Here is a 22,757-nt window from a genome sequence, read left to right on the forward strand (position 1 = left end):
GGGTTTTATCCACAATAAGATTTTATCTCCTTCACTCTCCATTAAAAAGATTTATTCTAAAGTAATGCTCAAGCAGAGACCTCTCAATTCATGAAGCAATACATTCAGAGATTCAGGTATACCCGGAGTAGGCATAGGATCGCCCTTCACAATAGCTTCATAAGCCTTAGAACGTCCTACTACATCATCCGACTTAATGGTCAAAATTTCCTGAAGTACATGAGCTGCACCAAATGCTTCAATAGCCCAAACCTCCATTTCTCCGAAACGCTGACCACCGAACTGCGCTTTACCACCCAAAGGTTGCTGAGTAATCAATGAATACGGACCGATAGAACGTGCGTGCATCTTATCTTCAACCATGTGACCAAGTTTCAACATGTAAGTAACACCAACTGTTGCCGGCTGGTCGAACTGCTCACCCGTTCCGCCATCATAAAGATACGTCTTACAATAGCGTGGCAATCCGGCTTTATCTGTCCATTTATCCAAATCTTCCAGTGTTGCACCGTCAAAAATAGGAGTTGCAAATTTTACACCTAATTCTTTACCCGCACGACCCAAAACGGCTTCGAATATCTGACCAATGTTCATACGAGAAGGCACACCCAACGGATTCAAAACGATATCTACCGGAGTTCCGTCTGCCAAGAACGGCATATCTTCTTGACGAACCACACGCGATACAATACCCTTATTACCGTGACGACCTGCCATTTTATCACCAACGCCAATTTTACGTTTCTTAGCAATGTATACTTTCGCCATCTGCATGATGCCTGAAGGTAATTCATCACCAATAGTCAAGGCAAATTTCTTACGTTTCAACTCGGCTTCCAACTCTTTGTATTTCTTCAAATAGTTCATAACCAAGTCGCGAATCATATCGTTTTTATGAGCATCTGCCGTCCATTTACTCAACTGGATAATTGTATAATCCAATGATTCTAAATCGCGCTTCATAAACTTAGCTCCTTTAGCGATAACTTCCGTTCCCAAATAGTCTTTCACTCCTTGAGAAACTTTTTCATCGGTAAGAACCAACAGTTTATTAACCAATATCTCTTTCAGTGCAGCTGCTTTTTCTTCAAATTCTTCATTCAGTTTTGGCAAGATAGCCTTATCTGCATTCTTTTCACTACGAGTCTTGATAACACGTGAATACAATTTCTTATCAATAACCACACCTCGTAATGACGGAGAAGCTTTCAATGAAGCATCTTTCACATCACCTGCCTTGTCACCGAAGATAGCGCGCAACAATTTTTCTTCAGGAGACGGATCAGACTCGCCTTTCGGAGTAATCTTACCAATCAAGATATCTCCCGGCTCAATACGAGCACCAACACGAACGATACCGTTTTCATCCAAATCTTTAGTAGCTTCTTCGCTGACATTCGGAATATCTGAAGTCAATTCTTCCATACCACGTTTCGTTTCGCGAACTTCAAGCGTATACTCGTCAACGTGCACAGAAGTTAGAATATCTTCACGGACTACTCGTTCATTCAACACAATAGCGTCCTCATAGTTATATCCCTTCCACGGCATGTAAGCTACCAGCAAGTTCTTACCTAAAGCTAACTCGCCATTTGCGGTAGAATAACCTTCCGTCAAAATATCGCCTTTCTTCACCCGCTGTCCTTTCTCACAAATCGGACGCAGGTCTATTGTCATGCTCTGATTCGTTTTGCGGAACTTCGGTATACGATATTCTTTCAATGCCGGTTCGAAACTTACAAATTCCTCATCGTCGGTACGGTCATACAGGATACGAATGGTAGTAGCATCAACAAACTCGATAACACCGTCTCCTTCTGCAGTAATTTGTGTACGAGAGTCTTCACACAACTGCTTTTCGATGCCGGTTCCTACGATCGGAGCTTCCGTTCTCAACAAAGGTACTGCCTGACGCATCATGTTAGAACCCATCAGCGCGCGGTTAGCATCGTCATGTTCCAAGAACGGAATCAATGAAGCCGCAATAGAGGCAATCTGCTGAGGAGAAACGTCCATCAATTCTACCTGATCGGGAGTTACAACCGGATAGTCAGCATCACGACGTGCCTTTACTTTGTCTCGTACAAATGTTCCATCATCATTCAGCGGAGCATTACCTTGCGCAATAATCTTATCTTCTTCCTCTTCTGCCGATAAGTATTCAATTCCCTCAGGTGACAAATCTACCACTCCGTTTGCTACTTTACGATAAGGAGTTACGATAAATCCAAGTTCATTAATCTTAGCATATACGCACAAAGAAGAAATCAAACCGATGTTCGGACCTTCAGGAGTTTCAATCGGGCACAAACGTCCATAATGAGTATAGTGAACGTCTCGCACCTCAAATCCGGCACGGTCACGTGACAAACCACCCGGTCCCAATGCAGATAAACGACGTTTATGCGTAATTTCTGCCAACGGGTTTGTCTGATCCATAAATTGTGACAAAGCGTTTGTTCCAAAGAATGAGTTAATAACCGACGAAATCGTTTTAGCATTAATCAAATCAATCGGAGTAAACACTTCGTTATCACGCACATTCATACGTTCACGAATTGTACGAGACATACGAGCCAAACCAATAGCAAATTGGTTAGAAAGCTGTTCGCCTACCGTACGTACACGACGGTTACTCAAGTGGTCGATATCATCCACATCTGCTTTCGAGTTAATCAATTCAATCAGATATTTGATGATTTCGATAATATCTTGTTTTGTCAATACCCGCACATCCATCGGCGTATCCAAATTCAACTTCTTATTGATACGATAACGCCCAACATCCCCCAAATCATAACGTTTTTCAGAGAAGAACAGGTTATTGATAACCTCACGCGCACTGGCATCATCGGCAGGGTCTGCATTACGCAACTGACGATAAATATACAATACGGCTTCTTTCTCCGAATTACTCGGGTCTTTCTGGAGGGTATTAAAAATAATAGAATAATCAGAAGAGTTTGCTTCTTCGTTATGAACAAGAATATTCTGAACACCCGATTCAATAATCAAATCAATATGTTCAGGCTCAATAATCGTTTCACGATCGATTACTACCTCATTACGTTCAATAGAAACAACCTCACCGGTGTCTTCATCAACGAAATCTTCTGTCCATGTCTTCAAGACACGAGCAGCCAATTTGCGACCAACAATTTTTTTCAGATTAGTCTTTGTTACCTTTACATCTTCTGCCAGATTAAAAATTTCAAGGATATCCTTATCATTTTCAAATCCTACCGCTCTCAGAAGTGTAGTAACAGGCAATTTCTTCTTACGGTCGATGTACGCATACATCACATTGTTGATATCCGTTGCAAACTCAATCCATGAACCTTTGAACGGAATAATACGTGCCGAATACAACTTGGTACCGTTAGCATGGATGCTTTGTCCGAAGAATACACCCGGCGAACGATGAAGCTGAGAAACAACCACACGTTCCGCACCATTGATAACAAAAGTACCTTTAGGAGTCATATACGGGATTGGTCCCAAATAAACGTCCTGAATAACAGTGTCAAAGTCTTCGTGATCGGGGTCGGTACAATAAAGTTTCAGTTTAGCTTTCAAGGGAACACTATATGTCAATCCGCGCTCCAAACAATCATCAATAGAATAATGAGGCGGATCTATATAGTAATCAAGGAACTCGAGCACGAAGTTGTTACGTGTATCAGCAATAGGGAAATTCTCTGCAAATACCTTGAACAAACCGTCGTTCTTACGTTTTTCGGGCGGGGTATCCAACTGTAGGAAGTCTTGAAATGACTTCAATTGCACTTCCAGAAAATCCGGATACTGCATCGGATTCTTAATGGAAGCAAAGTTAATTCGTTGATTTTGAGTATTTGAAGACATCTATCTTAGAATTGAATTTTTAAAATTGACAATTAATAATCAGTGGCATCCAAATTTGTCAACTTAATATAGACGCAAAAAGGTTAAGAATCCTCCTGACAGAGGACTCTTAACCGAACTACCTGATAAACAGGATATTTTATTTAAGTTCAACTTCAGCTCCAGCTTCTTCCAAAGTTTTCTTCAAAGATTCAGCTTCGTCTTTAGCCAAACCTTCTTTTACTGTGCTGGGTGCACCGTCAACCAAGTCTTTTGCTTCTTTCAAGCCAAGACCACATGCTTCTTTAACGGCTTTAACAACCTGCAATTTAGCAGCACCTGCGCTCTTCAAAACTACATCGAATGAAGTTTTTTCTTCAGCAGCAGCTGCACCAGCAGCAGCAGGACCAGCAGCAACAGCTACAGCTGCAGCAGCAGGTTCAATACCATATTCTTCTTTAAGGATAGTTGCAAGTTCATTAACTTCTTTTACTGTCAAGTTAACTAATTGTTCTGCAAAAGCTTTCAAATCTGCCATTTTTGTATGAATTTAATTGTTTGTTACTAATTTGTTTATTAAGTTGTAAGAATTGCCTTTTCAAGTGAAATACCCTTCAAATTATTCAGCACGTTCACCCAAAGTCTTAAGCAATCCATGAATGGTGTTACCACCTGATTGAAGAGCAGAAACAACATTTTTCGCAGGAGATTGCAACAAAGCAATGATTTCTGCAATAACTTCGTTCTTGCTCTTGATAGTAGCGAGAGCTTCCAATTGATCAGCACCAACATAGAAACCTTCTTCTGCATAAGCAGCTTTCAAGGTCGGAACCTCGTCTTTGTATTCTTTCAGCAATTTAGCAGGAGCATTAGCCACTTCGCTAAACATTACTGAAGTCATACCTTTCAGAGAATCAAACAATGGTGAATAATCAACATCCAAGCTCAACAGAGCTTTGTGAAGCAAAGAGTTCTTCACAACTACCAGCTTGATACCAGCCTTAAAACATTTTGCACGCAAAGCACTTGTTTTCGCTGCATCCATTGCAGTCGTATCAACCAAGTAAAAATGTCCGTATTGCTTAATGGTATCAGCCAACTGACTTATAATTACGCCTTTATCTTCCTTTCTCATGATACTTCCTAATTTTAGATTTCGTCTACTGATTTGGGATCAATCTTAATACCCTTACTCATAGTACTTGAAAGATAAATACTCTTAATATAAGTACCCTTAGCTGCTGTCGGTTTCAACTTAATGATAGTAGCGATAAATTCTTTCGCGTTCTCACGAATTTGGTCAGCAGTGAAAGAAACCTTACCGATTGATGTATGAACGATACCGCTCTTATCAACCTTAAAGTCAATCTTACCTTGCTTAACTTCCTTAACAGCCTTAGCCACGTCCATAGTCACAGTACCACTCTTCGGGTTCGGCATCAATCCACGAGGACCTAACACACGACCCAAAGCACCGATCTTACCCATGATAGACGGCATAGTGATGATTACATCAATATCAGTCCATCCACCTTTGATCTTTTCAATATATTCATCAAGACCAACATAGTCAGCACCAGCTTCTTTTGCAGCAGCTTCAGCATCCGGCGTACACAGAACAAGCACACGAATCTGCTTACCTGTACCATGAGGCAAAGAGACAACGCCTCTCACCATTTGGTTAGCCTTACGCGGATCCACACCTAAACGTACGTCAATATCTAATGAAGCATCAAACTTAGTATAAGTAATTTCTTTCACTAATTCAGACGCCTCTTTCAGTGAGTATGCTTTCCCTGCTTCAATTTTTTCTGCAGCTAACTTTTGATTTTTTGTCAGTTTACCCATTATTCAATTGAAGTTAATTAATTATTACCCGGGAAGTCACCTTTTACAGCGATACCCATACTTCTAGCTGTGCCTGCTACCATTGTCATAGCAGCTTCAACAGTAAAGCAGTTTAAGTCAACCAATTTGTCTTGAGCAATAGCACGAATCTGATCCCATGTAAGTTCCGCAACTTTTTTACGGTTAGGTTCAGCAGAGCCGCTCTTAATCTTGGCAGCCTCAAGCAACTGAATAGCTACAGGAGGAGTCTTGATTACAAAATCGAAAGACTTATCCGTATAGTAAGTAATGATTACAGGCAATACCTTACCTGCCTTGTCCTGGGTTCTGGCGTTGAATTGCTTGCAAAATTCCATGATATTAATACCCTTAGAACCCAAAGCAGGTCCAACGGGAGGTGATGGATTTGCAGCGCCTCCTTTAATCTGTAATTTGATTAGTCCAGCAACTTCTTTAGCCATTTTCTTTAATTTTTATAAGTGTTTTAACGAATAGAATGAATGCACGTAACAAAATACATCATTCCTTTTCAACATCCGTAAAGCCTAATTCAAGCGGAGTTTTACGCCCGAATATTTTGACCATCACTTTCAGTTTGCGTTTTTCTCCGTTTACTTCTTCAATGATTCCACTAAAGCCGCTAAACGGTCCGACGCTTACTTTCACTGTTTCTCCAACGGTGTAAGGAATGCTTTCTTCACTTACTTCCTGAAGTTCATCCACCGTACCCAAAATACGATTCACTTCCGACTGGCGCAAAGGAACCGGATGATCCTGTCCTCCTAAAAAGCCGATTACATTCGGTGTGTTTCTCAAATGATGAGCAACTTCACCAACCAATGCAGCTTCAACCAATACGTAACCAGGAAGATAACTTCTTTCTTTCACAATTTTTTTACCATTGCGAACCTGATAAACTTTTTCGGTAGGAATCAATACCTGAGATACATACTCGCCAAGTTCACTATGCTTGATGTCAGCATCAAGATATTCTTTAACTTTGCTTTCTTTGCCACTTACGGCACGCAATACGTACCATTTCTTTTCAATCTCAGACATTTTATTATCGTTTTAGCGCGGATAGATAACATCTTCCATAATAAACTGGAAGGCAGAATCCATAAGGAAAACAACGAGTGCAATGAGAAGGGAAGCAGTTAAAACAACCACTGCACTACTTGAAAGTTCTGAACGAGTAGGCCATGATACTTTATGGACCAGTTCGTCATAAGATTCTTTACAATAATTCGTTATCTTTTTAAACATATTCTTTTCAATTTAGCACGGGAAGAGAGGCTCGAACTCCCGACACTCGGTTTTGGAGACCGATGCTCTACCAACTGAGCTATTCCCGTAAAAATAGTTCCCGAAAAGATTCGGGAACTATTAATTTTATTTGTCGGTTATAAAATATTAGTCAAGAATTTCAGTAATCTGACCAGCACCTACCGTACGTCCACCTTCACGGATAGCGAAACGCAAACCTACGTTCAATGCAACCGGGTAGATCAATTCTACAGTGATAGTTACGTTATCACCCGGCATTACCATATCAGTTCCTTCCGGCAAAGTGATTTCACCTGTACAGTCCATAGTACGCAAGTAGAACTGAGGACGGTATTTGTTGTGGAACGGAGTGTGACGTCCACCTTCTTCTTTCTTCAAGATATAAACCTCTGCTTTGAATCTTGAGTGAGGTTTAACCTGTCCCGGGTGGCAAAGAACCATACCACGTTTGATTTCGTTCTTATCAACACCACGGAGCAACAGACCTACGTTGTCACCAGCTTCACCTTGATCCAACAATTTGCGGAACATTTCAACACCAGTTACAACAGTTTTCTTGTCTTCACCCAAACCAAGGATTTCAACTTCGTCGCCAACCTTAACAACACCAGCTTCGATACGACCTGTAGCAACAGTACCACGACCAGTGATTGAGAACACGTCTTCAACCGGCATCAAGAAAGGTTTATCAACATCACGCGGAGGCAGCGGAATCCAAGTATCAACAGCGTCCATCAATTCCATGATTTTTTCTTCCCACTGAGGAACACCGTTCAAAGCGCCCAATGCAGAACCACGAATAATCGGAGTGTTGTCGCCGTCGAAGTCATAGAATGACAACAGTTCGCGCATTTCCATTTCAACCAATTCCAACATTTCTTCGTCGTCTACCATGTCGCACTTGTTCAAGAATACAACCAAACGAGGAACGTTTACCTGACGAGCCAACAGGATGTGTTCGCGAGTCTGAGGCATCGGACCGTCAGTTGCAGCAACTACGATGATAGCACCGTCCATCTGAGCAGCACCAGTTACCATGTTCTTCACATAGTCGGCGTGTCCCGGACAGTCAACGTGTGCATAGTGACGATTAGCAGTCTGATATTCTACGTGAGAAGTATTGATAGTGATACCTCTTTCTTTTTCTTCCGGAGCGTTATCGATAGAATCGAAAGAGCGCATTTCAGACAGACCCTTCTTTGCCAACACAGTAGTGATAGCAGCGGTCAAAGTTGTTTTACCATGGTCAACGTGACCAATAGTACCGATGTTAACATGCGGTTTTGAACGTTCAAATTTCTCTTTAGCCATAGCTTTACTTATTTATTTTTGATTAGTAATCAGCTTTACAAATTCACGAGCTGTTACCGGGACTTGAACCCGGGACCTCTTCCTTACCAAGGAAGTGCTCTACCGCTGAGCTATAACAGCAAAAGAAGAAATATCAGAAGAAGAGCGGAAGACGGGACTCAAACCCGCGACCCTCAGCTTGGAAGGCTAATGCTCTATCAACTGAGCTACTTCCGCAACTTTTTTTTAAGTGGGCAAAGATGGATTCGAACCACCGAAGGCGTAAGCCAGCAGATTTACAGTCTGCCCCATTTGGCCACTCTGGTATTTGCCCAACTTCAAAGATTAAAAAGAAGTATCTTCTCCTTTCTCTCTTCGAGCCTCTTGTCGGATTCGAACCAACGACCCCGAGATTACAAATCACGTGCTCTGGCCAACTGAGCTAAAGAGGCAATTTCAAAATTTACAGCCGCTAATCATCACACAGAGGCGGCTTAGCGGCTGCAAAGTTAGATATAATTTTTTAATCACAAAACTTTTCCGTGATTTTTTTATTTACCCTGTTGTTTTTCTTTTGCTTTCAACAGTTGTTTAGAGAGTGCTTCCATGCACACATCTATCGATTCTTCGAATGTATCACTTACTTTTTCTGCGTAAAACTCTGAATTTAACGCCAATACGCGAACTCCAGCTTCTTTATTCATTGCTGTTTCAGGTTTTACTACTTTCAAAGACACCTCTACTTTCTTTATATTATCGCAAAACTTCTCGAGCTTCTCTGCTTTCTTCTGAATGAAAGCCTGTAATTTTTCGGATGCATCAAAATGAATTGATTGAATTCTTACTTCCATAAAAACCTCCTTTTCTTTACGCTCTGGGATGAGCTTGTTCATAAACTTTTTTCAATTCTTCAAAAGTTGTATGCGTATAAATCTCCGTTGTCTTCAAACTTTCGTGTCCCAACAATTCTTTCACTGCCTCCAGTCCTGCATGGTTATTCAGCATCGAAGTCGCAAAAGAATGGCGCAACACGTGAGGACTCCTTTTCTTCAACGTAACAACTTTCGACAAATTTCGTCTTACCAAAACATAAACGGCGGCACGAGTCATTTTCCTTCCGTTCTCCTGAACGAAAAAGGCTTCACACCCTTCCGCACAATGTTCATCTCTCACTGAAAGATAGTTCCGCATATCCTCCTTCAGCTCTTCGCCAAAAGGAATCAAACGTTGTTTATTTCTCTTTCCTGTCACTTTTATCGTAGAAGCAAAAAAATCTACATCCGCATCTGCCAACCCGATCAATTCAGAAACTCGCATCCCTGTTTCATAAAACATTTCCAGAATCATACGATCGCGAACTCCTTTAAACCCGCTTCCCAAATCCGTAGAATCAAGCAAGCGGTTCATATCGGCTTCTTTCACAAAAACGGGCAACGGTTTTTTCCGCTTCGGACCAATCACTTTCAGTGTCGGGTCCGCCGTCACCTCGCCTTTACGAAGCAAATAGCGATAAAAAGCTCTCAGCGAACTTAACTTCCGATTCACCGAAGCAGACTCGTATCCGTTTTCCATGAGCTTCAGTACCCACGAGCGAACCAGATCTCCGTCTACATTCGTAAAATCAAGCGTTTCGTCCACACTCTTAAAGTATTCTTCAAAAGCAGTAATATCCGTACCGTAGCAAGCTACCGTCTGCTTGGAATAATTACGCTCCAGCAAGAGATACTTCAGGAAAGATTCTTTCAGCATAAAAACATCGCTTTTATTATATTCTGCAACGAATTTATGAAAAAGAATTCAATAATTCAAGAGTTTTGCCGTAAATTATTATTCTTCTGTTTGGCGGATTTTCTGAACGTAAATAGCACGTTCCATCTTAAGTCTCTTCAATACAGACGGTTTGTCGTATTGTTGTCTCTTTCTTAATTCTTTTACAACACCTGTTTTTTCAAATTTTCTTTTGAATTTCTTCAGCGCTTTTTCAATGTTTTCGCCTTCTTTTACTGGTACTACAATCATGTTTTTGTTTATTAAAATATAGTTGTTATTAAAAATATTTACAGTCGAAATGCGCCGCAAAATTACACATACTTTCTTTATTCACAAAACTTTCCGGCAGATTTTATCGAGAATTACATAGAAATTGTAACTTTGTCTGCCGATATTATCTCTAATAATCAATCTTATCCTATGAAACAAGAAATAACTAACAGATTAGCTTCGCTCCGTGCCTTTATGCGCGATAAAGGTATTGCTGCTTTTATCGTCCCCAGCACCGATCCGCATTCAGGAGAATATGTACCGGCTCATTGGGAGTCTCGCAAGTGGATTTCGGGCTTTACGGGTTCGGCGGGAACGGTTGTCGTTACTGCTGATAAAGCCGGATTATGGACAGATTCACGGTATTTTTTACAGGCTGCCGACCAACTGCAAGATACGGGCATCGAATTGTTTAAAGACCGTCTGCCCGAAACGCCTTCCATTCCCCAATGGCTGGGAAGTGTACTCGAAACCGGATGTAAAGTAGGTATCGACGGATGGGTGAATACTACTGCCGATGCAGAAAGCCTGAAGGCGTATTTACATACGTATGGTCTGCAATTAGTGGCTGTGGAAGACCCTTTCCGCACGTTATGGACTGACCGTCCGTCGCTTCCGCTGAATCCTCCATTCGTTTTACCGTTACGGTACGCCGGCGTGTCATGCCGTGATAAAATCGGTCAAATCCGGGAAGAAATCCACCGGAATGGTGCTGATGGCATTTTGATTTCCGCCCTCGACGAAATTGCTTGGACGCTTAACTTGCGTGGAAGCGATGTTCATTGCAATCCGGTTTTCGTCAGCTACCTGCTGGTTACCGACTATGCTTGTACATTATATATATTACCCGAAAAATTAACTCCGGAAATAGCTGATTACTTAAAGGAGAATGATATACAGACAAAGCCTTACGAAAATGTGGAGGCAGACCTGAATACGTATGCCGGCAAGTGTCTCCAGCTTTCTGCGGATACGAATTATGCGCTCTATGAAACAGCCTCAGTTGCTACACGGGTAGTCCGTGCCGAGTCTCCGGTTCTTTACCTGAAATCTATCAAGAACGAAACCGAAATCAACGGTTTCCGCGAGGCTATGAAGCGCGACGGGGTGGCGATGGTAAAATTCCTGATTTGGCTCAAAGAGGCCGTTAAAAGTGGAAAAGAAACCGAGCTGACTATCGACAACAGGCTCTATGAGTTCCGTGCCGAACAACGGGATTTCAAGGGTATCAGCTTCGACACCATTGCCGGCTATCAGGAACATGGGGCGATAGTTCATTATGAGGCTACGGAAGATACGGCCGTAACGCTGCATCCCGAAGGTTTGTTGCTGTTAGACAGTGGTGCACAATATTTAGACGGAACCACCGACATTACCCGTACCATTGTGCTTGGCGCACTGACAGACGAACAGAAACTCGACTATACTTTGGTATTGAAAGGGTTTATCCAGCTCTCTATGGCTGAGTTCCCTTACGGCACGTGTGGCACACAGTTGGACGTGCTTGCCCGACAATTTATGTGGAAAGCAGGAATCAATTACGGACACGGCACCGGCCACGGCGTGGGACATTTCCTGAATGTTCATGAAGGGCCTCATCAATTCCGCATGAATCATGTACCTGCTCTGCTTCTGCCCGGCATGACCGTCACCAACGAACCGGGTATTTACCGGAGCAACAAGCACGGTGTACGTACCGAAAACACCATGCTGATTGTGAGAAGCAAGGAAACGGAGTTCGGCGATTTTTATAAATTTGAGCCGCTTACGCTTTGCCCGATTGACAAAGAAGCCATCTTGACCGAAATGATGAGTCCTGAAGAAACAAACTGGCTGAACGATTATCACGCACTGGTGTACGAGCAGCTTAGCCCGATGCTTGGCTCTGATGAACAAGCGTGGCTGAAAGAAGCTACCGCTCCCCTCAAATGATAACCATCAAACGATACATTTATGGCATTAATCAAATCGGTACGGGGATTTACCCCCAAAATTGGAGAGAATTGTTATCTTGCCGACAATGCTACGATAATCGGCGACGTGACGATAGGGCGCGATTGCAGCATCTGGTTTAATGCGGTTTTGCGCGGCGATGTCAACACCATCCGGATTGGCGACCGCGTGAACATCCAAGACGGCTCGGTTCTTCACACACTTTACGGCAAATCGGTCGTTGAAATCGGAAACGATGTATCCGTGGGACATAACGTTACCCTTCACGGAGCGCGTGTGGACGACTGTGCACTCATCGGCATGGGGTCTACCCTGCTCGATAATGTAGTAGTGGGCGAAGGAGCCATTGTTGCGGCAGGAGCTTTGGTTTTAGCAAACACCGTCATCGAACCTTACACGATGTGGGGAGGCGTACCGGCACATTTTATTAAGAAAATCGACCCGCAACAAAGCAAAGACCTGAACCAACGCACCGCAAACGGCTATTTAATGTATGCCGATTGGTTTAGAGAAGAAGACAGCAAGCAGCCGTCTCCCCGCTCAAGAGTAAACATCTGATTATCTTACGGATACATTATTCGCTTGACGGCTAAGAAATTCATGCTGATGAACGGTCCAACGCTTCCGCATGGAAGCAGGAGTTCATCAGCATGAATTTCGTCTTTCTACCCATAGCGTTTTTCACCCCTTGAAATCACTTCGTCTGCGTATATCCTTCGGCTTTCAGCAAGTCGATGACACGCTGTTTCAGCTCTCCCTGAATCAGCACCTCGTTATCTTTCGCCGAACCTCCCACGCCGCATTTTGTTTTCAGAAACTTTCCTAAGTCTTTCAGGTCGTCTTCCGTTCCCACAAAACCACTCACTACGGTTACGGTCTTGCCTCCCCTGCCCTTTTTCTCCACAGACACCCGTAGTTTCTGTTGGTTTTTAGGCAAGGTTTCCACCTCGTTATCACGCTCTGTTTCGTACGCAAAATCAGGATTCGTAGAATACACAATATTCAAACGGTCTTTCCAGTCATTCTTTCTCATATCACTCCAAGTTCAATAAATAATCGGGTCAAAGATAGCGATTCCACGGGATTATATAAAATTAAATCTCAGCGTTCGGTATTACCGAATAAATAGCTTAATTTTGCAAATGTGAAGAAACAGAGCGAACCCTACAATGACAACACGGATAAACAAGCATACAGATAAAATCCCCGAACCTACCCTACGGAGATTGCCGTGGTATCTTTCAAACGCCAAGCTGATGAAAGAGCGGGGCGAAAAGTATGTGTCTTCTACTCAAATATCAAGACAAATCAATATCGATGCTTCTCAAATAGCCAAAGACCTGTCTTTTGTTGACATATCGGGACGTACGCGCGTAGGATATAAAATTGATTCGCTTATCCGGGTGCTCGAAGACTTCTTGGGATTCACCAACCTGCACGAAGCCTACCTCTTCGGAGTGGGAAGTTTGGGAGGAGCTTTATTGCGCGATTCCGGTCTGGAGCATTTCGGACTGAAAATCATAGGGGCTTTCGACGTAAAGCCGGAATTGGTGGGAACAACCATCAACGGTGTTCCGGTTTTCCACAGCAATGAATTTGAAAGTCTCATGAAAGAGAACCGTGTAAATATCGGCGTATTGACCGTGCCCATCAATATCGCACAGGAGATTACCGACAAAATGATTGCGGGAGGTATCAAAGCGGTATGGAACTTTACTCCTTTCCGTATTCGCGTCCCGGAGTACATCGTGGTACAGAATACGTCACTCTACGCTCATCTTGCCGTGATGTTTAACCGTTTGAACGAAAAACTATAAGAATAATATAAGTAGCATGAAGATTATAGCCGTTGGCATGAATTATCCTCAGCATTGCCGTGAACTCCACGCCAGCGAACCGCTGCCCGAAGAACCGGTTATTTTTATGAAACCGGACTCTGCACTGCTGAAAGATAGCAAACCTTTTTTTATTCCTGACTTTTGCAATCAGGTAGATTATGAAACCGAATTGGTGGTACGCATTAACCGTTTGGGAAAAAATATTGCCGAACGTTTTGCCCATCGCTATTACGATGCGGTAACAGTGGGTATCGACTTTACTGCACGCGACCTGCAACGCCGTTTCCGTGCCGAGGGCAAGCCGTGGGAGCTTTGCAAAGGATTCGACAACTCGGCTGCTATCGGCGACTGGGTTCCGATAGAACAGTTTTCCGACATCCAACAGATTGGATTCCACTTAGACATTGACGGGAAAACGGTTCAAACCGGAAATACCGGAGACATGCTTTTCCGCGTAGACGAAATTATAGCCTATGTCAGTCAATTTTGTACGCTGAAGATAGGCGACCTCCTTTTTACCGGAACTCCGGTGGGCGTAGGACCGGTATCCATCGGCAATCATTTGGAAGGATATTTAGAAAGTAATAAAGTTTTGGATTTTTACGTAAGATGAAAATAAGAGTTGGTTTCGGATTCGATGTCCACCGCTTGGTGGAAGGACGCGATTTATGGCTGGGAGGAATCAAGTTAGAACACGAAAAGGGGCTGTTGGGCCATTCGGATGCCGATGTATTGATTCATGCGATTTGCGATGCCTTACTGGGAGCGGCAAACATGCGCGACATTGGCTATCACTTCCCCGATACGGCAGGAGCTTACAAGGATATAGACAGTAAGATTCTACTGAAAAAAACGGTAGACCTCATTACAACGAAAGGATACAGGATAGGAAATATCGACGCCACGGTATGTGCCGAACGTCCAAAGCTGAAAGCACGCATCCCCGACATGCAGGAAACGCTTGCCCGTGTGATGGGTACTGACCCCGACGATGTTTCTATCAAAGCAACGACTACTGAAAAATTAGGATTTACCGGACGCGAAGAAGGTATCTCTGCCTATGCCACGGTATTGATAGTAAAAGAATAAAGACGGGAACTGCATCCAAACAACCGTCTTCCGTTATTTGGATGCAGTTCTCCCTCAATCACAGTTTCAGCCCGTCTAACAGACGGATATATAAACCGATTGCTTCTTCTATTTCATTCAACAGGATGTATTCGTCTGCCGTATGCGAGCGTGAAGATTTTCCCGGCCCTATTTTTACTGACGGGAATTTCATCAGAGCTTGGTCGGACAGCGTGGGAGAACCGAACGGCACTTTTCCCAACTCCACAGCCCGCTTTACGAAAGGATGATCGGCAGGGATACTCGATGAGTTCAAGCGGAACGAACGAGCTTTCGCCTCGCAACTGATGTGCTTGGTGATTTCCTCGAATAATTCTTCGTTAGAGTAACACTCATTGCTACGTATATCCACTACCGCCGTACATATATCCGGTATCACATTATGTTGCGTGCCGGCGTTAATCTGCGTCACACTCATCTTTACCGTTCCCAGCAACGGAGATTCTTTTGAAAAGCGGAACGAACGAAACCACTCAATATCGGGCATCAGCTTATAAATCGCATTCTCGCCGTCGTTTCGGGCTGCATGTCCGGCTTTCCCGCGCGCTGTCAGGTCTAATACCATCAAACCTTTCTCGGCTATCGCCGGATTCATTTCGGTAGGCTCGCCTACTATGCCTAACGTAATCGGAGGCAACTTAGGCAATACACTCTCTATCCCATTCTTGCCTGAGACTTCTTCTTCACACGAAGCCAAATAAATCAGATTATAGCTTTGCTGAGTTGCGCTCAAATGACGATAGACTTGAAAGAGAGAAACCAAACTTGCTCCCGCATCGTTACTCCCCAAACCATACAGTTTGCCATTTTCTATTTTAGGAGTAAACGGCTGTCTGCGCCACCCTGTAACCGGCTTTACGGTGTCGATATGCGAATTTAACAGAATAGTCGGCTTGTTTACATCAAACATCGGACTAATACACCAGATGTTATTTCCCGACCTTCCTGTCATAATGCCGCTTTCTTCTATATAATTCTGTAAAAAATCAGCTGCCGTATCTTCTTCGCGGCTCAGAGAAGGAATTCCTATTAATGCTTGAAGCAGTGTTATTGCCTCGGATGTATAAATACTGGTCTCTGTCATACATTTTATCTTGTTTGCGTAGCAAATATAATGAATCTTGATAAATCACGAAAAGGCAGAAACAGTTTTTACATTAAAACCTGTTCAAATTCTTAATCCGGCTTCATGCTGAGGGTCGAAAAAACGCTACCCATAGGACTTGCCTGCACTATGGGTAGCGCGGGGCAACACTACCGCTTGGAATGGGTAACGCTAACGGTAGTATTTTCCTCGGCAAACGGGTAGTGAAGACCACTCTAATTGTCAACACATTACACGCTCGACGATGAATAAACAGCCGATTGTAACAATTATGAAACCCTAATCAGTTATTTTTGTATCGTGAAACTTAATAAAACATGATATGAAAGCTATTTCCTGTTTACTTATTGCTTTTCTTCTTCAAACGTGTATGCTTTCCGCTCAAAGCCTGCTGACGGAAGTTAATTTGTTTTTAGGAACATCGGGCGACCACGGACAGCTTGCACCTGCCGCCAATGTTCCGTTCGGGATGGTACAAGTATGTCCGGACAGCCATCCGCGCCAACATGCGGGGTACGACTATGCCGTTCCTACCATTTCGGGCATTTCCGTCAACCGCCTTTCGGGAGTGGGCGGACAAGGTTGTGGAGGAAACTTGAGCCTGATGCCCGATACTGCTGGGGTGGATGTCCGCATCGTCAAATCGACGGAAAAGGCACAGCCGGGATATTATCACGCAAAGCTGAGCAACGGAGTGAACATCGAACTAACGGCCACACGCACTACGGCTGTCGAACGCTTCACATGGCAGCCGGGAATGCAACCTGTTTTGCTCTTTGCTCCTGCCTCTGCTTTCGAACGGGTTTTCCATTCCGACTATCAGACTTTGTCGTCCAACGAAATCGGCGGAACGATTGCGGCAGCCAATACGTGCGGAAACGGACGCTATACATTATATTATTACCTGCATACCGATGTGCCATTTCATCTTGAGCCGGCAGGTAATCGGCAAAAGCTGACCTTTACAGAGGATTCGCCTGTAGAAGTACGCATCGCCGTTTCGCCTTTAAGCATAGAAGAGGCCCGCCGGTGTTTTTTGGAAACAAGCGAAAACGATTTTCAAACCATACGCCAACAAGCTGCCGAGGCTTGGGAAAGCATCTTATCGCGTGTAGAGATAAAGGGTGGAGATAAAGACGAGCGGACGCTGTTTTACACTTCACTGTTTCGTACCTGTCAAAGTCCGCTTCAGGTAACAACCGGGAAAAACGGAGAATATCCCGGCACAGACGGAAAGCTCCACCGCGCAGAAGGATTCGATTATTACAGCTCATGGTCGCTGTGGGATACGTATCGCACCAAGTTTCCCTTGCTTACTCTAATTGTCCCCGAACGGATGTCAGACATGATGCAGTCGCTCGCCGTACTTTATACCACGGGAAAAAGAGACTGGTCTACCGATGCTGAATGTGTGCCTACCGTGCGTACAGAACATGCCATCGCACTTTTACTTGACAGCCGTTTAAAGGGCATCGAAATACCGAATCTGGCGGAAGCATACGCAGGCATGAAGCATGAAGTGGCAAACCTGCCGCTAAAGTCGCCCGACCAATGTATGGAGGCAAGTACGGATTTATGGGCATTGTCTCGCGTGGCAGACCTATTAGACAAGCCTGCCGATGCCGCTCTTTACCGCCGGAAAGGAGACAGTTTGTTTTGCACTGTGTGGGACAGGGAGTTCCGTTACGTGGACAGTACGTACACGCGCATGAGGCAGAACGGGCTGTATCAGGGTACACGCTGGCAATACCGTTGGGCAGCTCCACAGTTTCTCCCTCAAATGATTGAAAGAGTGGGGAAAGACTCGTTGGAAGCTCAGCTCACAACTTTCTTTGCACAAAACTTATATAATCAGGGGAACGAGCCAGACATTCACGTACCCTACCTGTTCAATCGGTTGGGCAGTCCGGAAAAAACACAGCAAACCATCTTCCAGCTTCTAACCCAACCGATGACACACATCTACGGAGGAAATGCCGAGTATGCTTCGCCCTATATCGGAAAAGCCTTTAAAAATGCACCGGAGGCTTACTGTCCGGAAATGGACGAAGACGATGGGGCTATGAGTGCATGGTATGTATTTAGCGCAATGGGGCTTTATCCGCTCATCGTGGGAGAACCTTCTTATGAGTTGGTTTCACCGCTGTTTGACGAAACCGTGCTTCATCTTCCCGCCGGAAAGCGTTTTGTCATACGCACCGTGGGACGGGAAACAAAGGAACAACCCGTACTTGAAATCCGTTTGAACAACCGGAAATTATCCGATTATCGCATCTCGCACCATGACATCGCAAAAGGTGGAGTGCTGGAATTTATTTACTGCGGCGGAAATGAATAACCTGCAAAACAAAACATTAATTCAATAAAGTATGAAAAAGATTATTTTACTTCTGATGGCGTTAGGCTGCTTCTTTACCACGGCAAACGCTTCAAAATGGAAAGCCGAACATGTAGTAATGATTGGCATCGACGGATGGGGAGCGTACAGTGTTCCTAAAGCGGATATTCCTACAATCAAGCAGTTGATGGACAGCGGCTGTTATACGCTGAAAAAACGTTCGGTATTACCGTCCGAATCTGCTATCAACTGGGCATCGATGTTCAACGGGGCGGGTACTGAAATGCACGGGTACACCACGTGGGGGTCTCGCACACCCGAAATACCGTCGATGGTGGTAAACGAACGCGGAATATTCCCTACGATTTATTCACTCATGTACGAACAGTGTCCGCAGGCAGAAACCGGATGTATGTTCGAATGGGAAGGTATCAAATATCTGGTAGATACGCTGGCTATCTCGCATGTGGCACAGGCGATGGGGTATAACGAACAGCCCGACCAACTCTGTTGCATGGCGGAAACGTATATCAAGGAAAAGAAGCCGAATTTCGTGGCGGTTTGTTTCGACCAACTGGACCATGTGGGACACGTTGATGGGCACGATACGCCGGCTTACTACCGGATGTTGAACACGCTGGACGGTTATGTGGCACGCATCATCGCCGCACTGAAAGATGCGGGTATCTATGATGATACGATTATTATCCTGACCTCCGACCATGGGGGCATCAACAAAGGTCACGGGGGAATAACACTTGCCGAAATGGAAATTCCTTTCATCATTGCCGGAAAAAACGTAAAACAGGGCGGAGCATTCCAAGAAACCATGATGCAGTTTGATACGGCTTCTACCATTGCCTGCATCTTCGGGCTGAAACAGCCGCAAGCATGGATAGGCAGACCCATGACACAGGTATTCAGCAAATAAAAAGCGGAAATCACTCATTACCAGCCTGTTCAAGTTGCTTTACATGGCAATTTGGACAGGCTTTTTTACACTCCGAAACACATGCGGTAGTTTTCACCATCGCTTCCCTATGAACTACTAATTTCTATTCGGAAGGTTTCATCTTTCTATTCGAACCACTCTACCGCCTCAAACGGGCAGCTATTTTGCGAAAAATTATCTACCTTTACGGGATATAAAAACGAATCTCATTTATCATAAAATAAGAAGAACATGAAAAACAAACTATGGATGGGTATGGCGGCAGTTGCCTGCTTGGGTTTATCAGCCTGCCAGCCGGAAGCAAAAGAGGCACGCTTTATGAGTTACAATGTGAAAAACGGATACGGGCTTGATGACTCTACCAATTATGTCCGCACGGCGGAAGTGATTCGGAAAGAAACTCCCGATGTGGTAGCCATACAGGAACTCGACAGCGTGACAGGACGCAGCCACGGAACGTATGTGCTGGGAGAATTGGGCAAACATACCGGAATGTATGCCACGTATGCACCTGCCATTGATTTCGATGGAGGAAAATACGGCATCGGTATCTTGTCGAAAGAAAAGCCGCTGAACGTATACCGCAGGGCATTGCCGGGAAGAGAAGAAGCACGCACGATGCTCATCACGGAATTCAGCGACTATGTTTATATCTGCACCCACCTGTCGCTGACGGAAGAAGACCGCATGGCTTCTCTGCCCATCATCAAAGAAGAAATAACCCGATTTAAGAAACCTGTACTCATTGCCGGCGACTGGAATGCTACTCCGGAATCGGATTTCCTGAAAGCGATGCAAAACGATTTCACGATTCTTACCGACATGAGCCAGCCTACTTTCCCTGCCGATACCCCCGACAGTACCATTGACTACATTGCCGTAAGCAAGTCAACCGCTTCGAAAATAAAGCCTCAGCGGGCATATACGGTAAATGCTCCGGTACAGTCTGACCACCGACCGGTAGTGGTGGTGGCAGACTTATTTTAAGCATTACGGGTCGATAGGTTCTTTCGGATTAATAATCAGCGATTCTGCCAACGGCATAAACTCAACCACACGCTGAGCGAGCCGCTTCCCTGCCCGATAAGGGACGTATCCCAATTCTCTCTGACACCTGCGGGGGAGCGAACTGTCTGTTGCCACATCATTGATGTGCGACGCCGAAGAAGTAGCTATCGCATACCGATTCATCGGGAATCCTGCGCGAAACATGATGCGGGCGGCATTACGGAAGTTTGTCGTCGTATGGCGCGCGTGGGGTTCCATGATTAAAGCACTCTCCGGTATCTGCCATACTTCCATCAGGTATTTCTTCATCTCATACGCCTCGTTATAAGGGGTGTGGTACGGATGCACGCGCCCGCCCGACAGTATAATGAAAGGAGCTTCATGCTGACGGTAGAGCATTGCCGCATACGCCGCACGCAGTTTTCCTTCGGGACTGATACGCTCGCGCGGGTCTTCCGGCCCTGCGCCAAGAACAAGGATTGCCGTATAAGGGTATGCCTCCCAGTCGGTTTGCCCTATTTGCCTGTAAGCCTCCGCATTTTCCGTTTCACCCAGTGGCTCATAGTCGAGCGACTGACGGCGGTCGTTCACATCTAACAACATACAAACCGACTTCAACGGAATGGAATAGAAAGCGGGGGACTTCTGATTCCAAAGCGCTACGTTTTCTTGGCAAGCCGGCAGGATTTCTTCAGTAAACCGACGGCTGTTCACATCGAACCCGATAGAGTCGATAGCCGGATAGTTAGGCTTACGTCCTGCGGCATATACCTCAACGGCATAGTTCATTCCTTCGGCATCCTGTGTCCATATTTTCCGGATAAGTTCGGCTCCGGTTTCTTTATATTGGCGGTAACAGCCGGACGGCAAAACATGAAAAGTAAGCAATTCATCCAACGGGTTTCCCTTTTCATACAATCGCGCCAACTCTTCTCCTATCTGCTTTATCTCTTCAGACGAAAACTTCATAGCAGCAATACGCTCTGCCGTAGTCTTTGCATCAAGCAGGCGTTGCTGTTTTGCCTGCGAAATTTCGACTAACAACGAAGAGGCATGAAGTAACGAGTCTGCCTTTTCGGAATGGCTTAATAAAGAAGTAAAGTAATAGTTCTTGCTCTCAACCGTATGCGGAGCCACTAAACGATAATCCCTCCTCACCTGTCCTTGTACAGCCAAAGCACACAGGCAAGCTAAACAAAAAGCATAAAACAGTTTCATCGTCTTCCTTCCGCTCCCAAATAATTCAACAATGCAGCCGGCCTGTCGGTTTGTATCAGCGAAGCTCCCTGTTCGAGCAGCCATCCCCAACTTTCATCTGCCTCATCCAACTCTACCGCCCGGTCATCATCATGGCCGGCATTCAGCGAAGGCCATAAAGAATTCAGCCAGATTTTAGAACCGTTCTCTTTTACCTTCTTCAGCAGGCGGATGACATCGGGAGTCACTTCGCTGAAACAACACTCTACGGCTACCGGCTTCAAAGCAGCATATCCATCGATAAGGCTTTCTGCTTCAGGCGTATCTAAATTGACAATAGGCATATAAATCACCTTATCAAGCACCTCCCCGTTTTCGGCTTTCACCTTTTCATACGAATAGCCCGACTTAATAACCACCTGACTCACCGTTCCGGTTTTAACCAACAGTGCATATACGTCTTTAAAGTAATCATACCCTTTGTCAATATTGATAAGAATCTTTCCTTTCGCCAAAGTCAACACCTCCTCTAACGTAGGTATCGTATGAAAAGTAGGACGCCCCAAACCATTTTTCAGATGGAACTTCCGGATTTCTTCCAACGTATAGTCAGAAGGTTTCCCTTTTCCGTCTGTAGTACGGTCAATGGTCCCGTCGTGCATAATAATGAGTTGGTTATCCTTCGTCTTCTTCAAGTCGATTTCAATCATATCCACCCCCATCTCAATGCAATTCTTAAACGCCTGCAAAGAGTTTTCGGGCGCATTTCTCCAATCACCTCTGTGGGCAACCACCAAAACTTTCTCCGATTTCATGTCTTTCAACTCATGAACAAGAGTCTTTACGCCCTCTTGGGCAGAGAGCATAAAGACTGAAGTGAGAAAGCACATCACACAAATTACTTTCTTCATAATATAAAGATTAGCTGTA

General features: G+C 44.5%; 23 protein-coding genes and 5 tRNA genes. 8 read left to right on the forward strand and 20 right to left on the reverse strand.

Translation table 11 applies throughout. The annotated features are described in order from the left end of the window. Positions 1-51: 51 nt before the first annotated feature. The 16 genes from rpoB to rpsU form a co-directional block, all read right to left on the reverse strand. On the reverse strand, positions 52-3,864 hold the full coding sequence (gene rpoB, locus M3085_RS09375) for a DNA-directed RNA polymerase subunit beta (protein WP_178255851.1): 3,813 nt from the start codon (positions 3,862-3,864) through the stop codon (positions 52-54). 139 nt (positions 3,865-4,003) lie between these two features. Continuing rightward, on the reverse strand, positions 4,004-4,381 hold the full coding sequence (gene rplL, locus M3085_RS09380) for a 50S ribosomal protein L7/L12 (RefSeq protein WP_007564160.1): 378 nt from the start codon (positions 4,379-4,381) through the stop codon (positions 4,004-4,006). 81 nt (positions 4,382-4,462) lie between these two features. Beyond that, positions 4,463-4,978: a 50S ribosomal protein L10 gene (gene rplJ / locus M3085_RS09385; protein ID WP_191710209.1), complete on the reverse strand. Its 516-nt coding sequence runs from the start codon at positions 4,976-4,978 to the stop codon at positions 4,463-4,465. A 14-nt stretch (positions 4,979-4,992) separates the two neighbouring features. Continuing rightward, positions 4,993-5,691, reverse strand: coding sequence for a 50S ribosomal protein L1 (gene rplA / locus M3085_RS09390; RefSeq protein WP_191710208.1), 699 nt, complete (start codon positions 5,689-5,691; stop codon positions 4,993-4,995). A 17-nt stretch (positions 5,692-5,708) separates the two neighbouring features. Beyond that, a complete protein-coding gene (gene rplK / locus M3085_RS09395; RefSeq protein ID WP_191710207.1) occupies positions 5,709-6,152 on the reverse strand; it encodes a 50S ribosomal protein L11 in 444 nt (147 codons plus the stop codon). A 58-nt stretch (positions 6,153-6,210) separates the two neighbouring features. Beyond that, positions 6,211-6,750 (reverse strand): transcription termination/antitermination protein NusG, encoded by a 540-nt coding sequence (nusG, locus tag M3085_RS09400; RefSeq protein WP_191710206.1) that lies wholly within the window; start codon positions 6,748-6,750, stop codon positions 6,211-6,213. Positions 6,751-6,762: 12 nt separating this feature from the next. Beyond that, complete coding sequence (secE, locus tag M3085_RS09405) at positions 6,763-6,957, reverse strand: preprotein translocase subunit SecE (RefSeq protein ID WP_191710205.1); 195 nt, start codon at positions 6,955-6,957, stop codon at positions 6,763-6,765. A gap of 16 nt (positions 6,958-6,973) precedes the next feature. Further along, positions 6,974-7,046 (reverse strand) — tRNA-Trp (locus tag M3085_RS09410). Positions 7,047-7,104: 58 nt separating this feature from the next. Next, entirely contained in the window at positions 7,105-8,289 is a 1,185-nt protein-coding gene (gene tuf / locus M3085_RS09415) for an elongation factor Tu (RefSeq protein ID WP_191710204.1), read from the reverse strand. A 48-nt stretch (positions 8,290-8,337) separates the two neighbouring features. Next, a tRNA-Thr gene (locus M3085_RS09420) sits at positions 8,338-8,409 on the reverse strand. A 23-nt stretch (positions 8,410-8,432) separates the two neighbouring features. Next, positions 8,433-8,505 (reverse strand) — tRNA-Gly (locus tag M3085_RS09425). Positions 8,506-8,519: 14 nt separating this feature from the next. Next, a tRNA-Tyr gene (locus M3085_RS09430) sits at positions 8,520-8,602 on the reverse strand. A gap of 44 nt (positions 8,603-8,646) precedes the next feature. Continuing rightward, positions 8,647-8,720: transfer RNA gene (locus M3085_RS09435), tRNA-Thr, on the reverse strand. 99 nt (positions 8,721-8,819) lie between these two features. After that, on the reverse strand, positions 8,820-9,119 hold the full coding sequence (gene hpf / locus M3085_RS09440) for a ribosome hibernation-promoting factor, HPF/YfiA family (protein WP_191710253.1): 300 nt from the start codon (positions 9,117-9,119) through the stop codon (positions 8,820-8,822). A gap of 16 nt (positions 9,120-9,135) precedes the next feature. After that, on the reverse strand, positions 9,136-10,017 hold the full coding sequence (locus tag M3085_RS09445) for a tyrosine recombinase XerC (RefSeq protein WP_249052871.1): 882 nt from the start codon (positions 10,015-10,017) through the stop codon (positions 9,136-9,138). A gap of 78 nt (positions 10,018-10,095) precedes the next feature. After that, positions 10,096-10,287, reverse strand: coding sequence for a 30S ribosomal protein S21 (rpsU, locus tag M3085_RS09450; protein WP_191710202.1), 192 nt, complete (start codon positions 10,285-10,287; stop codon positions 10,096-10,098). A gap of 171 nt (positions 10,288-10,458) precedes the next feature. Between rpsU and M3085_RS09455 the strand changes: the two genes are divergently transcribed. After that, a complete protein-coding gene (locus M3085_RS09455; protein ID WP_178255952.1) occupies positions 10,459-12,240 on the forward strand; it encodes an aminopeptidase P family protein in 1,782 nt (593 codons plus the stop codon). A gap of 21 nt (positions 12,241-12,261) precedes the next feature. Beyond that, positions 12,262-12,819: a gamma carbonic anhydrase family protein gene (locus M3085_RS09460; RefSeq protein ID WP_178255951.1), complete on the forward strand. Its 558-nt coding sequence runs from the start codon at positions 12,262-12,264 to the stop codon at positions 12,817-12,819. A gap of 136 nt (positions 12,820-12,955) precedes the next feature. Here the strand turns inward: M3085_RS09460 and M3085_RS09465 are convergent, their stop codons facing one another. Further along, positions 12,956-13,294 carry a translation initiation factor gene (locus tag M3085_RS09465; protein WP_249052872.1) on the reverse strand — a complete coding sequence of 113 codons (339 nt, stop codon included), beginning with the start codon at positions 13,292-13,294 and terminating at the stop codon, positions 12,956-12,958. 136 nt (positions 13,295-13,430) lie between these two features. On the opposite strand from M3085_RS09465, the gene M3085_RS09470 reads away from it, so the two are divergent. The 3 genes from M3085_RS09470 to ispF are packed head-to-tail and all read left to right on the forward strand — an operon-like array spanning position 13,431 to position 15,188. After that, positions 13,431-14,078 (forward strand): redox-sensing transcriptional repressor Rex, encoded by a 648-nt coding sequence (locus M3085_RS09470; protein WP_249052873.1) that lies wholly within the window; start codon positions 13,431-13,433, stop codon positions 14,076-14,078. A 16-nt stretch (positions 14,079-14,094) separates the two neighbouring features. Further along, positions 14,095-14,712, forward strand: a complete 618-nt coding sequence (locus M3085_RS09475) for a fumarylacetoacetate hydrolase family protein (RefSeq protein ID WP_204499449.1) — start codon at positions 14,095-14,097, stop codon at positions 14,710-14,712. After that, a complete protein-coding gene (ispF, locus tag M3085_RS09480; protein WP_249052874.1) occupies positions 14,709-15,188 on the forward strand; it encodes a 2-C-methyl-D-erythritol 2,4-cyclodiphosphate synthase in 480 nt (159 codons plus the stop codon). The genes M3085_RS09475 and ispF overlap by 4 nt, the downstream gene beginning before the upstream one ends. A gap of 58 nt (positions 15,189-15,246) precedes the next feature. On the opposite strand, the gene M3085_RS09485 is transcribed toward ispF, so the two are convergent. Further along, positions 15,247-16,311: a M20 family metallo-hydrolase gene (locus tag M3085_RS09485; RefSeq protein ID WP_191710198.1), complete on the reverse strand. Its 1,065-nt coding sequence runs from the start codon at positions 16,309-16,311 to the stop codon at positions 15,247-15,249. Between the two features lie 343 nt (positions 16,312-16,654). Here M3085_RS09485 and M3085_RS09490 point away from each other — a divergent pair, with 343 nt between their 5' ends. The 3 genes from M3085_RS09490 to M3085_RS09500 all read left to right on the forward strand — a co-directional run bounded on the left by M3085_RS09490 (position 16,655) and on the right by M3085_RS09500 (position 20,609). Beyond that, on the forward strand, positions 16,655-18,670 hold the full coding sequence (locus M3085_RS09490) for a glycoside hydrolase domain-containing protein (protein WP_249052875.1): 2,016 nt from the start codon (positions 16,655-16,657) through the stop codon (positions 18,668-18,670). A gap of 31 nt (positions 18,671-18,701) precedes the next feature. After that, entirely contained in the window at positions 18,702-19,601 is a 900-nt protein-coding gene (locus M3085_RS09495) for an alkaline phosphatase (RefSeq protein WP_178255944.1), read from the forward strand. A gap of 252 nt (positions 19,602-19,853) precedes the next feature. After that, positions 19,854-20,609 carry an endonuclease/exonuclease/phosphatase family protein gene (locus M3085_RS09500; protein ID WP_249052876.1) on the forward strand — a complete coding sequence of 252 codons (756 nt, stop codon included), beginning with the start codon at positions 19,854-19,856 and terminating at the stop codon, positions 20,607-20,609. Positions 20,610-20,612: 3 nt separating this feature from the next. On the opposite strand, the gene M3085_RS09505 is transcribed toward M3085_RS09500, so the two are convergent. Next, positions 20,613-21,848, reverse strand: coding sequence for a YdcF family protein (locus tag M3085_RS09505; RefSeq protein ID WP_178255942.1), 1,236 nt, complete (start codon positions 21,846-21,848; stop codon positions 20,613-20,615). Continuing rightward, positions 21,845-22,738 carry a glycerophosphodiester phosphodiesterase family protein gene (locus M3085_RS09510; protein WP_178255941.1) on the reverse strand — a complete coding sequence of 298 codons (894 nt, stop codon included), beginning with the start codon at positions 22,736-22,738 and terminating at the stop codon, positions 21,845-21,847. The genes M3085_RS09505 and M3085_RS09510 overlap by 4 nt, the downstream gene beginning before the upstream one ends. Positions 22,739-22,757 lie beyond the last annotated feature (19 nt).

This window comes from Bacteroides caecicola (assembly GCF_023337095.1).
GTDB lineage: Bacteria > Bacteroidota > Bacteroidia > Bacteroidales > Bacteroidaceae > Phocaeicola > Phocaeicola gallinarum.